Annotated in this window: 16 protein-coding genes and 1 tRNA gene; 2 read left to right on the top strand and 15 right to left on the bottom strand. The window is 47.1% G+C overall.

Features of this window, described 5'->3' with window-relative positions; genetic code table 11:
• Positions 1-118 precede the first annotated feature (118 nt).
• The 5 genes from A3849_RS05340 to A3849_RS05320 all read right to left on the bottom strand — a co-directional run bounded on the left by A3849_RS05340 (position 119) and on the right by A3849_RS05320 (position 3416).
• The gene (locus A3849_RS05340; protein ID WP_074110488.1) at positions 119-730 is read right to left on the bottom strand and encodes a ribonuclease HII; all 612 of its coding nucleotides are present in this window, start codon (positions 728-730) and stop codon (positions 119-121) included.
• Positions 731-933: 203 nt separating this feature from the next.
• A complete protein-coding gene (gene ylqF / locus A3849_RS05335) occupies positions 934-1794 on the bottom strand; it encodes a ribosome biogenesis GTPase YlqF (protein WP_074110487.1) in 861 nt (286 codons plus the stop codon).
• A gap of 29 nt (positions 1795-1823) precedes the next feature.
• Positions 1824-2444 (bottom strand): signal peptidase I, encoded by a 621-nt coding sequence (gene lepB / locus A3849_RS05330; protein WP_074110486.1) that lies wholly within the window; start codon positions 2442-2444, stop codon positions 1824-1826.
• Between the two features lie 191 nt (positions 2445-2635).
• Positions 2636-2980, bottom strand: a complete 345-nt coding sequence (rplS, locus tag A3849_RS05325) for a 50S ribosomal protein L19 (protein WP_074088051.1) — start codon at positions 2978-2980, stop codon at positions 2636-2638.
• A gap of 148 nt (positions 2981-3128) precedes the next feature.
• Entirely contained in the window at positions 3129-3416 is a 288-nt protein-coding gene (locus A3849_RS05320; RefSeq protein ID WP_074110485.1) for a hypothetical protein, read from the bottom strand.
• Positions 3417-3780: 364 nt separating this feature from the next.
• On the opposite strand from A3849_RS05320, the gene A3849_RS05315 reads away from it, so the two are divergent.
• The gene (locus tag A3849_RS05315; RefSeq protein WP_074110484.1) at positions 3781-4665 is read left to right on the top strand and encodes a hypothetical protein; all 885 of its coding nucleotides are present in this window, start codon (positions 3781-3783) and stop codon (positions 4663-4665) included.
• A 90-nt stretch (positions 4666-4755) separates the two neighbouring features.
• Here A3849_RS05315 and A3849_RS05310 read toward each other — a convergent pair whose 3' ends face one another.
• Positions 4756-5007 carry a hypothetical protein gene (locus tag A3849_RS05310; RefSeq protein WP_074088046.1) on the bottom strand — a complete coding sequence of 84 codons (252 nt, stop codon included), beginning with the start codon at positions 5005-5007 and terminating at the stop codon, positions 4756-4758.
• Between the two features lie 229 nt (positions 5008-5236).
• On the opposite strand from A3849_RS05310, the gene A3849_RS05305 reads away from it, so the two are divergent.
• On the top strand, positions 5237-5443 hold the full coding sequence (locus A3849_RS05305) for a hypothetical protein (RefSeq protein ID WP_074110483.1): 207 nt from the start codon (positions 5237-5239) through the stop codon (positions 5441-5443).
• Positions 5444-5613: 170 nt separating this feature from the next.
• Here the strand turns inward: A3849_RS05305 and A3849_RS05300 are convergent.
• The 9 genes from A3849_RS05300 to A3849_RS05260 form a co-directional block, all read right to left on the bottom strand.
• Positions 5614-5687, bottom strand: a tRNA-Pro gene (locus A3849_RS05300).
• Positions 5688-6505: 818 nt separating this feature from the next.
• A complete protein-coding gene (gene trmD / locus A3849_RS05295; RefSeq protein ID WP_074110568.1) occupies positions 6506-7258 on the bottom strand; it encodes a tRNA (guanosine(37)-N1)-methyltransferase TrmD in 753 nt (250 codons plus the stop codon).
• Positions 7258-7782, bottom strand: a complete 525-nt coding sequence (gene rimM / locus A3849_RS05290) for a ribosome maturation factor RimM (protein ID WP_074110482.1) — start codon at positions 7780-7782, stop codon at positions 7258-7260. The genes trmD and rimM overlap by 1 nt, the downstream gene beginning before the upstream one ends.
• Positions 7783-7887: 105 nt before the next feature.
• Positions 7888-8118, bottom strand: a complete 231-nt coding sequence (locus A3849_RS05285) for a KH domain-containing protein (RefSeq protein WP_074088041.1) — start codon at positions 8116-8118, stop codon at positions 7888-7890.
• Between the two features lie 22 nt (positions 8119-8140).
• Positions 8141-8413: a 30S ribosomal protein S16 gene (gene rpsP, locus A3849_RS05280; protein WP_019910363.1), complete on the bottom strand. Its 273-nt coding sequence runs from the start codon at positions 8411-8413 to the stop codon at positions 8141-8143.
• A 377-nt stretch (positions 8414-8790) separates the two neighbouring features.
• Positions 8791-10176: a signal recognition particle protein gene (gene ffh, locus A3849_RS05275; RefSeq protein ID WP_074110481.1), complete on the bottom strand. Its 1386-nt coding sequence runs from the start codon at positions 10174-10176 to the stop codon at positions 8791-8793.
• Positions 10177-10197: 21 nt separating this feature from the next.
• Positions 10198-10554 carry a putative DNA-binding protein gene (locus A3849_RS05270; protein ID WP_074088036.1) on the bottom strand — a complete coding sequence of 119 codons (357 nt, stop codon included), beginning with the start codon at positions 10552-10554 and terminating at the stop codon, positions 10198-10200.
• 149 nt (positions 10555-10703) lie between these two features.
• Positions 10704-11351, bottom strand: coding sequence for a PAQR family membrane homeostasis protein TrhA (gene trhA, locus A3849_RS05265; RefSeq protein WP_074110480.1), 648 nt, complete (start codon positions 11349-11351; stop codon positions 10704-10706).
• A 93-nt stretch (positions 11352-11444) separates the two neighbouring features.
• Complete coding sequence (locus A3849_RS05260) at positions 11445-12962, bottom strand: carboxypeptidase M32 (protein WP_074110479.1); 1518 nt, start codon at positions 12960-12962, stop codon at positions 11445-11447.
• Positions 12963-13064 lie beyond the last annotated feature (102 nt).

Below are 13064 nucleotides of genomic sequence, written 5' to 3'. Positions count from 1 at the left end.
TTATATCGGTATTTCAGAGCATTTTATAAGATAGCCCCTGAATCTAAGCTCCTCTTAAGTGCAGTCATCCTAACAACTTATATAATAGGAAGTGTTGTATCCATCCATCTCTTTCAACTTAAAACAATGTCAGTTCATCCGATAGAATTCTCCCCAGAAAGCTGCGGCGGTGCATAGGAGTCGGTCCCAGAGCAAGAATCTGTTCCCTATGCAGTTTAGTCGCGTAACCTTTATGTATTTTAATACCGTAGTCCGGGTATAAGTCTTCCCACAGGCCTTCGCACAACCGGTCACGCGTAACCTTTGCCACTATTGAAGCAGCCGCTATAGACTGGCTATTGGCATCCCCTTTGATAATTGCAAGCTGTGGCAAGGGAAGATCCACCTTTTCCGCATCGATCAGCATATAGTCAGGGGGATGTCCCAGACCTTCTACCGCCTTTTTCATCGCGAGCCTGGAAGCCTGCTTGATATTGATCTCGTCTATGACCATGGAGTCAACATGACCTACACTTACCGCCAGCGCCTGCTCCATAATCTGCTCGAACAGGTTCTCCCGCTTTTTCGCTGTTAGCTTCTTAGAATCATCTACACCCTCAATAATGAGGCCTTCCGGCAAAATCACCGCAGCCGCTACCACATCGCCGAACAGACAGCCTCTTCCTACCTCATCAACTCCTGCTATTCTCCGGTAATCCTGCTCCCAGCATCCCTTTTCGTAGCTTAACATATCTATTGAACTCACTGTTTCTCCACCACCAATTCTAAAATCCCATTCCTTGTACAAGCCAGCTTATCATAAGAATACGCCCTGGTCATCCCACTTTTTGCTCAAACTAGCTCTGCCAATTTCAGGACCATTCATTCACGCATGCATAGCAAAAAACCACCCCAATGACCCGGATGGTTCTTCCATTCCTCATGCTTCTGTATTTAAGGTGTCTCTAGTGTAAAGCGACCCAGCTTCCCTGCCCGCAGATCATGCAGCAATAGGCGTGAAGCCTTCTCCAGGTCCACCCGTCCGCCGCTGATCAGACAACCCCGCTTACGGCCGACAGCTTCCATAACAGCAACAATTTCGTCCGGATTCTCCAGATCTTCAGGAAGCTTCTCGATTCCAAAACGTTCCTGGAAGCTTGTTCCGTAATCCTTGACCAGATACTTCACTGCAAAAAAGGCGATATCCTCTATATTCAAGATCTCTTCTTTGATCGCACCGGTTACCGCCAGACGGTAGCCCACATCCTGATCCTCGAATTTCGGCCACAGAATCCCTGGCGTGTCCAGAAGCTCCAAATTTCCGCCCGTCTTAATCCATTGCTGCCCTTTGGTAACACCCGGGCGGTCACCCGTTGCCGCGATGTTTTTGCCAGCCATCCGGTTAATGAGCGTAGATTTACCCACATTGGGGATCCCAACGATCAGTGCCCGGCTTGGACGCGGATTCATCCCTTTGGCAATCTGCCGGTCGATCTTCTCCTTCAGCAGCAGCTTAACCTGCTCAGGAATCTCTTTGATGCCCGTGCCAGTAGCCGCATCTACCGGATGCGCAACATGGCCCTCCGCCCTGAAATAGGCCAGCCATTTCCGTGTAGCTTCAGGGTCAGCCAAGTCCGCTTTATTCAGAATAATCAGTCTTGGCTTGTCCCGCAAAATATCGTCAATCATCGGATTGCGGCTGGATAGCGGCAGACGGGAATCGAGCAATTCTATACACACATCAATCAGCTTCAGCTTATCCTCGATTTGCCGCCTAGCCTTCGTCATATGACCGGGAAACCATTGAATGGCCATTGCCGTCACCTCCTTTGACTTCCGTCAACTTAATGTTTAATCATAGTAATATCTTTGACCGGCCAAAAGATCAGGTCTGCACGTCCAACAATATCGCCCAGCGGCACATAGCCGATCATCCGGCTGTCCTTACTGTCAGAACGGTTATCCCCCATAACAAAAACATGCCCTTTCGGAACTGTTCCATCCGTAATGTCTTCGTTCGGGAAATTCGTGTTGTTGTATAATGTGTTATTATTATGCGCCTGGTCAATCGCACCCTTGATGTAAGTTTCATTTACCGGTTCACCGTTTACAGTAACAACATCGCCTTCGACTTTTACTGTATCCCCAGCTACGCCGATTACACGTTTGATGAAATCCTTACCTTCAGACGGTACATGGAACACAATAACCTCACCCCGCTGAGGCGAACGGATGTCATATAAGATTTCATTGACAATCACACGTTCACCGGTATGGAAATTCGGCCGCATAGAAGGTCCATCCACAATAAACGGCTTGAACAAAAGCCAGCGTATCAAAATCACCAGAATCAAAGCAATTGCAATTGCTTTAATCCATTCCAAAACTTCATTTTTGGGTTTGCGGGGGTTCTTGCCGTCAGGCTCCACGATTTCACCTTGTCCCTGCTGAAAATCCTGCTGCATAGTTCACCATCCTCTCTATATGCTACCCTCACTATACAACAAAAAAACTCCTGCCAAAAACTCCTCCACGAATACTCCGTCAGGAGGCCTTTTCGGAGAAGCTGATCCTAAGGCATATATGTTCTAAACCATATTAATAGAAGAATAAACGAAAGGGGCTTGAAATCAAGCCCCTTTCCTTTGCCGCAATATTAGCGACGGATTTCTTTAATTCTTGCAGCTTTACCGCGCAGGTCACGAAGGTAATACAGCTTCGCACGACGCACTTTACCACGGCGAGCCACTTCGATTTTCTCGATCTTAGGCGAGTTGATTGGGAAAGTTCTTTCCACACCAACACCGTAAGAGATTTTACGAACCGTAAAAGTCTCACCAATTCCACCGCCGCGACGTTTGATTACAACGCCTTCGAACAACTGGATCCGTTCACGAGTTCCTTCGATAACTTTTACATGCACTTTCAAAGTATCACCCGGGCGAAAACTCGGGATATCTTTGCGAAGTTGCTCTTGCGTAATTGCTTGTAGGATATTCATTTAGGACTTCCTCCTTCCGTACAGGTGTTCTTGCCTCTTCCGGAGAGACCATCGCTCTCCCTCATTATCCGCAGAGGACCACCGTATTCCACACAACAGAAATAATAATATCATAAGCCACGAGAAAATACAACTTATTTTTTGAGATTCAGAGAGGCATCATATCCCGCTTCTTCGCCTTAACTTTACAGTCCTTGCACAAGCCGACAACCGTCCCGTTATCCTGAGCGTAGAAGATCAGCTTACCGTTTTTCTTTTTACACGAAGAGCAAGGCTGTTCCTCGGGACTCTGCTTGGCTTTACGGTGACGGTCCATTGAAATTACATTACTGGCAGTACTGTTTTTCGGTCTTGAAGATTGTTTTCTCGGGCTAAAGTAACCAAAATATACAACCGCACCAACTAACAACACAACTACAACTGCCACATATTGCATCTGTATCATCCGCTCCCTTGACTGGTGTCAGTCTAATAGTAAACAGACCATCCCGGGCTTCGCATGGCGACGATAACACTTCTCCAGCGCTGAAGCAAAGCTTAATCAAGCTGGCTGCAACAGCCCTACATCCAAATATATGTTAGCCGTTTGCTTCAACCTCGCTAATCACAATGACTTCACCTTCAAAACATCGCTTACATTGATTATTCTAGCATACCTCTTCGATGAAATGTAGCAGATCAAGGCATCCTAGACTTTAGTCCAGCACAGTAACCCGTCCCCGGCCCGTTTTTCAATTTTTTCCCATAAGATATAGTATGGATTATACATAAGCAACAAGCAAATACGGGAGGGTCTGAAATTGAAAAGAAATCATAAACCAGCAATCATCGCGGCGGTTGCCGTTCTCTCTATTGCACTGCTATCCGGTTGCCGTGAGCTTCCAGGCAAAGAAGCTGCGGACCAGCAGCTTGAACAACGATTAAACGGGAACTTCCAGCAGGAAACCGTCGAGGCAGTAAAGCAAGGTTTAGGCGAGGCGACCATAGGTGTGGAGCAGGCTGTTCAGAATGGTGCTGCAAAGATGGCAGAAGAGATAAAAGCTGGCAGTTTAAGCAAAGGGCTCAATATTACTAAAAAAGCCGGTTCTGCATCAGCACTGATTCTGGAGAATAGCGTTGGTGAAGTAAAGATCACTTCCGGGAACAGCGATTTCATCACCGTTAAAGCAACGGTCGTCACACATCCCGGTCTCAATCAGGAGGCAGAACGGGAAATTCTAGAGAGTGCAGAAGTTACAGTTCAAACTGACGGCAATGAGCTTAAGGTATTGACGCATGCCATGAATGAGCCCAAAAAAGATCTATGGACCTGGGCCCAAAAGAAGTATGGCTCCTCGGATTTCAGCATCAATTATGAGATTGAGGTACCTTCAACTATGAATGAATACCGTATCAGTAACAATGTTGGGGCAATTCGGCTGAATGGCCTGAATGGCACCTTCCACATAGACAGCAATGTAGGCGCAATAGTTCTCGAGGCTGTTCAATTCAGTGGAAAATCAACAGTTAAATCCAATACGGGGAGCATCGAACTGGATATCCGAAGCATGGAGACTGAAAGCTCACTTAAGGCAAGCAGTGATATCGGCCAAATTACCGGAAGCGAATCTAAAAAGAAGGAAATAAATGGCGGAGGCCCAATTATCTCACTATCCACACAAATCGGTTCCATCACAGTTCAATAGCATATGATATCTGTGGGGCTGTGCCAGCCTCACTATGACACACAAAAGAAGCCAGTCTCGCTTGAGATTGGCTTCTTTGTGTGTCTGGACCTAAATCAGTGCTATGGCAAGCAAAGTGAACAAGCTTAACGTCAGGATCTCACTGCCGTACCCGTAGAACCCGCCATAGTAATTACCGTAAGGATTAAATGCCGATGTCTTCATTTTACCGTTGCCCTTTGTTTTCAAATATACATTGTTTCTATCCACATTCACAATGATTCCTTCATGCCGCTTACCGTCTGTAGTCATGATGCGAACTCTTTTGTTCATACAATGCAGACAATTATAATAGGCTTCCACCTCAGAACCCCTCCTCATTCGAGATGCTGTATGGTATGCGGAGGGGGATAAGCCGGGAACGGCAGCAGCCGTGTTGAAGATAGCAATAAAAAAAATAGCTGTGAAACAAAGAACTTGTGAACATTGTGTATCATTTTAGAGAAAAAGGAGTTATTATTATTATAATATTCATAATTAGAGCGCTTACGAAGGATGGACAAAATTAAATTTATCAGAGGAGGCAATTCTCATGAGTGCAGCTGGCAAAAGATTTATCAATGAAGGGGTGCTTCGTATCGCCTGGTTCATCATCTTTGCATCGCTTACCTATACTGTACGGAACTACACATGGGTGGTCGTATTATTTTCGGTGGTAGCTATCTATGCGCTCGGCTCGGGGATTGTGATGCTTGCCAAAGATCACCGGAATCACCGCGATCACCGTTCTAGGGTTTAGACGGTTAAGTTCCATTAGATTCCGTAACACTTCCTCTGGACCTTTGGTTCAGCAGGGAGTGTTTTTTATTGCGATCACTAGCACACCACGCGCATAGCAAAAAGAATCACGTCGTTTCCGGTATCTTAACCGATTGAATGTGATTCTCTTTTGTCTTGATATCCATTTGATCGGAGTAACAGGATTTGAACCTGCGACCTCACCCACCCCAAGGGTGCGCGCTACCAGGCTGCGCTATACCCCGACGCATATGTATTGCTGCCTCTTGTTCAATATACGCATCCAACGCAATAGTAGAACCGAAGCGCCACTGATTTTCACCTTCATTTTATGTATACCGCAGAATTATAATAGATTCAAGTGAAATTTTCATAATCTCAAAACTATTTTTTTCTTAAAATTTATGGTTTTTTGGAAGCAGCTGTGCTATACTCTTGGCACAAGGAAAGGAGGTGCGTTCACATCAATCATGACATGTTGAACGTATCCCTTACCCGGACCAACGGCTGAAGTTCTGGCCCTGGTGGCGCGGGATACGGATCAAAGTTTTAACTAGCGCCTCGGGTAGAGAGACCGTCTTCGGACGGTCTTTTTTATATTTCAAATCTCTTTATGCCATGCCTTTGATCCCGATATAAAAAACCACTACTCCGGCAGGTCAGCTGAGGTAGTGGTTTTTATTCATACTATATTGGTCTTATGATTTACGATTGGTATAGAAATCGATAATATCATTTACTGTGCGGAGCGGCTCCGCTTCCTTGTGGACAGTGTCCACGTCTGGCTTGAATTCTTCACGCGTATTCGTAGTCACTAGTGTTCATTCCTTTCGATAGTTGAAATAACTTATTCTGAGCTTCATTTTCCGTCGCCTCTTCTAATTACCCAATAAACAGGATAGTAACGCACATCTGCTCGCATTTTTTTGATATTCTATGGGTCTCATTTTCCTTTCAGCCTTTGCATAGATTTGTAATACCGGAAAAACACAACAAAAAACGCCTCATCAACATAGTATATGCCAACAAGACGTTATATATTCCATTTTATAGTAAATATCCACTAAAGTGTATCACTGCTTAATCTCTTCAGTCGTTCCAGAGCAGTCTTATCCTTCACCGTCAACTCAGCTGTCTCTAACAGGTCCGGCCTGCGTTCCAAAGTACGCTGTAGTGCCTGTTCACGCCGCCATACTTCGATGTTTGCATGATGTCCGCTAAGCAGTATATCCGGTACCTTCCACCCTCGAAATTCAGCCGGACGGGTATAATGCGGGTACTCCAGCAGACCGGTACTGAACGAATCAGTCACTGCAGAGGTTTCATTGCCCAGCGCGCCGGGCTGCAGCCTTACAACTGAATCGATCACTGTAAGCGCAGGAAGCTCCCCCCCGGTAAGTACGTAGTCTCCGATCGACAATTCATCCGTCACCAGATGCTCTCTAATCCGCTCATCGTAGCCTTCATAATGACCGCAGATAAAAATGAGATGCTCTTCCTGTGCCAATTCCTCTGCCATCTGCTGAGTATACGTCTGGCCCTGAGGGCACATCAAAATGATGCGCGGTTTCTTCTGATCTCCGGATTCAGCAAGCACATGCTCCACCGCGGCAAAGATAGGGTCTGGCTTCAACACCATCCCACCTCCACCACCATATGGCGTATCATCCACACTGTTATGCTTGTTTCCGGAGAAGTCACGGAAGTTAACCGCGTTCAGTGAGACAATCCCTTTTTCTCGTGCTTTACCTAGAATGCTAGTGCCGAATACACCTTCACACATTTCAGGAAAAAGCGTCAGCACATCAATCCGCATCATGGCAGCAGCCCTTCCATCAGATGCACCCTAATTTTCTTCTCCTGAATATCTACATCTAATACAACATCTTTGATCACCGGAATCAGGATTTCCGGACCTTTGGCCGGCTTTACCACCCATACATCATTGGCACCAGGCTGAAGAATTTCAGTTATTTGGCCGAGGGGTTGACTGTCGTCCACATCGGTATACACCTCACAGCCGACAATCTGGTGGAAGTAGTATTCATTCTCTGGCAGCTCAACCAAATCGTCACTTGGAACCTTCAGCATGCTTCCTTTATATTTCTCGACCTGATTAATGTTGGTGTAACCCTCCAGCTTGGCAATATACATTCCTTTATGCTCTCTTGCCGTTTCCACCGTAACCTCGAATTTCGGGCTTCCATCGGCGGGAACCACAAGCAGTTTTTTACCCGGTGCAAATCGGACTTCTGGAAAATCAGTAGAGGATAATATTTTTATCTCCCCGCGAATTCCATGTGTATTGACCAGCTTGCCTACGTTCAGCTCTTCCGTCATCTGATCCTCTCCTTTACTTATAGTTGTGCAGCATGTTCCTGCTTATATATTTCAACAAAAAGGAGCCGGGATATACTATCCCTAGCCCCTCATTGAACGCATTCTTTAAGATAAAATATCCACGGTAACGCGTTTATCGCTCTTGACTGCTGCAGATGTGACCACGGTACGGAACGCTTTGGCGATCCTGCCCTGCTTGCCGATGACCTTGCCGACATCATCTGGATGCACAGAAAGCTCATAGACAATCAAGTGTTCCTTCTCCACAGTCCGTACAGCCACATCCTCTGGATGATCCACTAAAGCCTTAGCAATAACTCCAACTAATTCTTCCATAGAGGACCCTCGCAATCAGTCATTATTTCTGTTGCTTCAGCTCATGGAACTTCTTCATCACGCCTGCTTTGGAAAGCAGATTGCGGACGGTATCAGATGCCTGCGCACCTGTTTGAAGCCATTTAAGAGCTTTTTCCTCATCGATCTTAACTACTGCCGGTACTTCAATCGGATTATAATAACCGATTTCCTCGATAAAACGACCGTCACGAGGGGACCGGGAATCGGAAACCACTACACGATAGAAAGGCGCTTTATGTGCACCCATTCTTTTCAGACGAATACGTACTGCCACGAAATTCACCTCCTTATAAGAATATCGAAAATTTTACAATATGTTTGAGAAACCTTTTTCGATCCCTCCCAAACCCTCCCTTAGCCAAGGGAGGGCCCCAAGGGCTCCGCCCTCTGGACACCCGGCTAAGTGCAACTGGCGTGGGCATTCAGACTGGCTCTACCTTGGAATGTTGGGAGTAGGAACGCTTGCCGTCCCTGCGGGACACGCTTAACTGCAGCGGCACCTAGCGACAGGTAAAGCTTTAACATTTAAGATCAAAAAGACTAGGATCAAAAGACTTAAGATCAAATCACTAAGATCAAAACCCTGATCATCTGATGTTGTACAATGTCTGATCTATATGAAGATCAAAGGACTGAGATCAAAAGATGTGATCAACGGAAAGGGAACTTCATTCCTTTACCGCCAAGGCCTTTGAGCTGCTTCATAGCGTTTTTCTTGCCGCCCTTGCCTCCGCCGCCCATCATGCCGGAGAACTGCTTCATCATCTTACGCATTTCATCGAACTGCTTGATGAGGCGGTTGACCTCAGCCACGTTGGTACCGCTGCCGGTAGCAATGCGTTTGCGGCGGTTGTGGTTGATGATCTCAGGATGAGCTTTCTCGGCCTTGGTCATGGAATGAACAATGGCTTCGACGCGGCCCATCTGCTTGTCGTCGACCTTGAGGTCCTTCATACCCTTGGCTTTGTTCATACCAGGCAGCATGTCGAGAATCTGGTCGATAGGGCCAAGCTTCTTGACTTGATCCATTTGCTCCAGGAAGTCATCGAACGTAAATTCTGCATTGCGCATCTTACGTTCCATTTCCTTGGCTTTTTCAGTATCGATGTTGGCCTGTGCCTTCTCGATCAGCGACAGCATGTCACCCATTCCGAGAATACGGGATGCCATCCGCTCAGGATGGAAAGGCTCCAGCGCATCAATCTTCTCACCTAGTGCAGCGAATTTGATCGGGCAGCCAGTGACCGCCTTGACAGACAACGCGGCACCCCCGCGGCTGTCGCCGTCAAGCTTTGTCAGGACAACCCCGGTAAGCTCGAGCTGCTTATTGAAGCTGTCGGCGACGTTAACGGCGTCTTGACCCGTCATGGCGTCGACAACAAGCAGCACTTCGTCAGGACTTACAACGTTATGAATCTGCTTCAGTTCTTCCATAAGCTCTTCATCAATATGCAGTCGGCCTGCAGTATCGATAATCACGTAATCCAGGTTGTTATCCTTCGCATGCTGAACAGCTTGTCTGGCGATTTCCACTGGACTCGTCTGATCACCCAGCGTAAATACAGGAACCTTGATCTGTTCACCCAACACCTGCAGCTGCTTGATCGCAGCCGGGCGGTAAATATCGGCAGCTACCAACAGCGGGCGGTGATTCCCCTTCTGCAGCAACTTAGCCAGCTTGCCTGAAGTGGTCGTCTTGCCCGCCCCTTGCAGACCAGCCATCATGATCACGGTCGGCGGCTTATTCGACTTCGCCAGCTTGGCCTGGCTTCCACCCATAAGCTCTGTCAGTTCCTTATTGACGATATCAATAATTACCATGCCGGGAGTAAAGCTGTCCATTACATCCTTGCCAACGGACTTCTCCTTCACCTTGGACACAAAGTCCTTGACTACCTTGAAGTTAACATCGGCTTCCAGAAGGGCCAGCCGTACTTCGCGCATGGCTTCATTTACGTCATCTTCGGATACTTTACCTTTGCCACGCAGCTTGCTGAACACATTCTGCAATCTTCCGGTTAAACCCTCAAACGCCATATGCAGCTTTCTCCCTTCATGCTACTCTAACCTCTGCAAACGATCCACGAGCTCCGTGAACCGTAGTGTATATTGCTCAGGCAGCATCCCATTCTCCGGCAGTCTGCGCAGTTCTTCTAAGTATTTGTTGCGGCTCTCATGCTTCGTAAGCAATCCGAGCTTTTCTTCGTAATTCTCCAGAACCTGCTCCGCACGCTTAATGTGCTCATACACGGCTTGGCGGCTAATTTCAAATTCAGCGGCGATTTCTCCCAGGGAGAAGTCATCGTGAAAATAATATTTAAGAAACGTTTGCTGCTTATCTGTAAGCAGGCGTTCATAAAAAGCAAATAACAGGTTAATCCGGTTGGTTTTCTCGAGCCTATTCTCCTGACTCATTAAGGGCACTCCCTTCGTCAAGGAAAAACACTTTACAGCTTCACAACGTCCCTTATGATACCTAAAACAAAGAAAGATGTCAAGCCTTTTTGCTTGTCATCTCATTCTTTGTTCTAAAAGTGTATTTCCCCATGGTGGTGAGCACTCATTCAGTGAATTGGCAGCACGTAAAGAAGCACTACAAAAAAGTGTACGATGGTGCCTCCGAGAACAAACAAATGCCAAATTGCATGATGGTAGGGGAATCCCCGCCACACATAAAAAACCGTTCCCAGTGTATACAGCAACCCGCCAACCAGCAGCCAGGCCATGCCCCCATCTGCCATCACCGCTGAGAGCGGGTTCCAGGCAATCACAATCATCCAGCCCATGGCGATGTAAAAAATGGTGGACATAAAGAGGAATTTCTTAACGAAAAAGGCTTTGAAGAAAACACCGAACACTGCGACACCCCAGGCTATCCCGAACAAGGTCCACCCCAGCGTCCCCCGGATCGCCACCAGCATAAAAGGTGTATACGTACCGGCAATAAACAAGTAGATGGAGGAATGATCCAGAAATTCAAAGAAGTCCTTGGCTTTCCCTTCCCTAAGACTATGCACCAGTGTTGAATTAATATACAGCAGCAGCATCGTAGTACCGTAAATGGTGAAGCTGACCACATGCCAGGCTGTGCCGTTCTGTACAGCGAAGACGACCAGCAGCACAAGCGCTGCTATGCTTAATACTGCTCCAACTCCATGCGTTACCGCATTTGCGACCTCTTCCTTGCGGCTGTACGTGTGTGTATTTGCCATTCCACTATTCCTTCCATTCTGCGCTTTCCTTCTATTATATTCCCTTCTGCGAAGTCCTTCCACTTTGTTGCACATACTGGGACCGTAAGCTGGTTATAGTTTATACAGCTCCGTATATTTAGCTTCTAAATAGTCGGCAAGATAATCAGGATTCAGCGGCTCGCCCGTCACCTGTTCAATGATTTGGGATGGAGTCAGACTCTGACCGAAACGGTAGATCTTGTTTGTTAGCCATTCCTTGATCGGCAGCAGGTTACCGGCTGCGATCAGATCTTCAAGCTCCGGCAATTCTTTGCGTAGTGTATTCAAAATTTGTGCGGCATACATATTTCCCAGTGAATATGAGGCAAAATAACCGAAATCCCCGCCGGACCAGTGAACATCCTGCAGCACTCCCAGGGCATTGCTCGGAGGGGTAATCCCCAGGTATTCCTGATACTTGGCATTCCATACCCCAGGCAGATCCTTCACTTCCAGACCTTCATTATAAATAAGCTTTTCAATCTCATAACGGACAATGATGTGCAGGTTGTATGTCAATTCATCGGCTTCAATGCGGATGAAGGAATTCGCTACACTGTTGATTGCACGGTAAAAGTCTTCCACTTCGACATTAGCCAGCTGATCAGGAAAATGCTGCTGAAGGTCTCCGTAGTAGCGTTGCCAGAAGGAACGGCTGCGGCCAATCATATTTTCCCATAGTCTGGACTGGGATTCATGAATACCCATGGACGCCCCTTGAGCCAGCGGTGTGCCTACAAGATCCTTGCTGATATTCTGTTCATATAGAGCATGTCCACCTTCATGCAGTGAGCTGAATACAGCGCTTAAGACATTGTCCAGCAAGTAGTTTGTCGTGATTCGCACATCTCCCGGGTTCAGCCCGGTAGCGAACGGATGCACACTTTCATCCAGTCGTCCGGCTTCAAAGTCGAAGCCCATTTGCTCAAGAATGAATAACCCGAACTTCTCTTGCTGCTCCTTAGGGAAAATCTGGGCCAGGAACGCTGTTTCGGGCTTGTTCTTGGATGCGGCTATAGCCTCGACAAGCGGAACGAGGCGGCTGCGCAGACGTCCGAAGATATCATCCAGCTTCTCAACCGTCAGATCGGGCTCGTACATGTCAAGCAGAGTATCATAGCGGGAGTCCTTCACACCCCAATGGTCGATAAACTCCTGTGTGAACGCAACAATTTTGCTTAGGTAAGGTTCGAAGGAATCAAAATCATCACTTTCCTTGGCTTCCTCCCAAATCGTCTGGGCATGTGCGGTGAGCATGGAGTACTCCTCGTAGCTTTTGGAAGGTATACTCTGGCTTCGCTCATACTCCTTGCGGCAATCCTTCACGATCTTGTTCTGGATGTCGCTTAATTGGGTCATAACTTCCGAGCGGCTGAAATATTTCGTGAATTCGCCCATTTCCGGAGATGTCTGCAGTCTGAAGATCTCGCCGCTGATCAGCCCGATGGTATTGGATCGAATCTCCACACCTTTGCGTGGGGCGCCTGTGCGCAAATCCCAATGCAGTAAACCAATCGCTTCTGTATACCCGCTAATTTTGGATAATAGACCGCTGAATTTCTCCCACTCTTCCTGGACCAGTTGTTCCATGATTGAACACCCGCTTTCTCTATTTTTACCAGCTCCTCTTGATGATACTTTTTTAAATCTATATAATCAACCGCACCTGCATGAATATGGCTTAAACAAGAT

The organism is Paenibacillus sp. P46E (genome assembly GCF_001909095.1).
Classification (GTDB): Bacteria; Bacillota; Bacilli; order Paenibacillales; family Paenibacillaceae; genus Paenibacillus_AQ; species Paenibacillus_AQ helianthi.
This window is presented reverse-complemented; position numbering and strand designations above follow the sequence as displayed.

Excerpts from the sequence above, each read along its gene's own strand:
- A3849_RS05340 (WP_074110488.1), bottom strand. The coding sequence starts at position 730 with ATGTTAAGCTACGAAAAGGGATGCTGGGAGCAGGATTACCGGAGAATA.
- ylqF (WP_074110487.1), bottom strand. The coding sequence starts at position 1,794 with ATGGCCATTCAATGGTTTCCCGGTCATATGACGAAGGCTAGGCGGCAA.
- lepB (WP_074110486.1), bottom strand. The coding sequence starts at position 2,444 with ATGCAGCAGGATTTTCAGCAGGGACAAGGTGAAATCGTGGAGCCTGAC.
- rplS (WP_074088051.1), bottom strand. The coding sequence starts at position 2,980 with ATGAATATCCTACAAGCAATTACGCAAGAGCAACTTCGCAAAGATATC.
- A3849_RS05320 (WP_074110485.1), bottom strand. The coding sequence starts at position 3,416 with ATGCAATATGTGGCAGTTGTAGTTGTGTTGTTAGTTGGTGCGGTTGTA.
- A3849_RS05305 (WP_074110483.1), top strand. The coding sequence starts at position 5,237 with ATGAGTGCAGCTGGCAAAAGATTTATCAATGAAGGGGTGCTTCGTATC.
- trmD (WP_074110568.1), bottom strand. The coding sequence starts at position 7,258 with ATGCGGATTGATGTGCTGACGCTTTTTCCTGAAATGTGTGAAGGTGTA.
- rimM (WP_074110482.1), bottom strand. The coding sequence starts at position 7,782 with ATGACGGAAGAGCTGAACGTAGGCAAGCTGGTCAATACACATGGAATT.
- A3849_RS05285 (WP_074088041.1), bottom strand. The coding sequence starts at position 8,118 with ATGGAAGAATTAGTTGGAGTTATTGCTAAGGCTTTAGTGGATCATCCA.
- ffh (WP_074110481.1), bottom strand. The coding sequence starts at position 10,176 with ATGGCGTTTGAGGGTTTAACCGGAAGATTGCAGAATGTGTTCAGCAAG.
- A3849_RS05270 (WP_074088036.1), bottom strand. The coding sequence starts at position 10,554 with ATGAGTCAGGAGAATAGGCTCGAGAAAACCAACCGGATTAACCTGTTA.
- trhA (WP_074110480.1), bottom strand. The coding sequence starts at position 11,351 with ATGGCAAATACACACACGTACAGCCGCAAGGAAGAGGTCGCAAATGCG.
- A3849_RS05260 (WP_074110479.1), bottom strand. The coding sequence starts at position 12,962 with ATGGAACAACTGGTCCAGGAAGAGTGGGAGAAATTCAGCGGTCTATTA.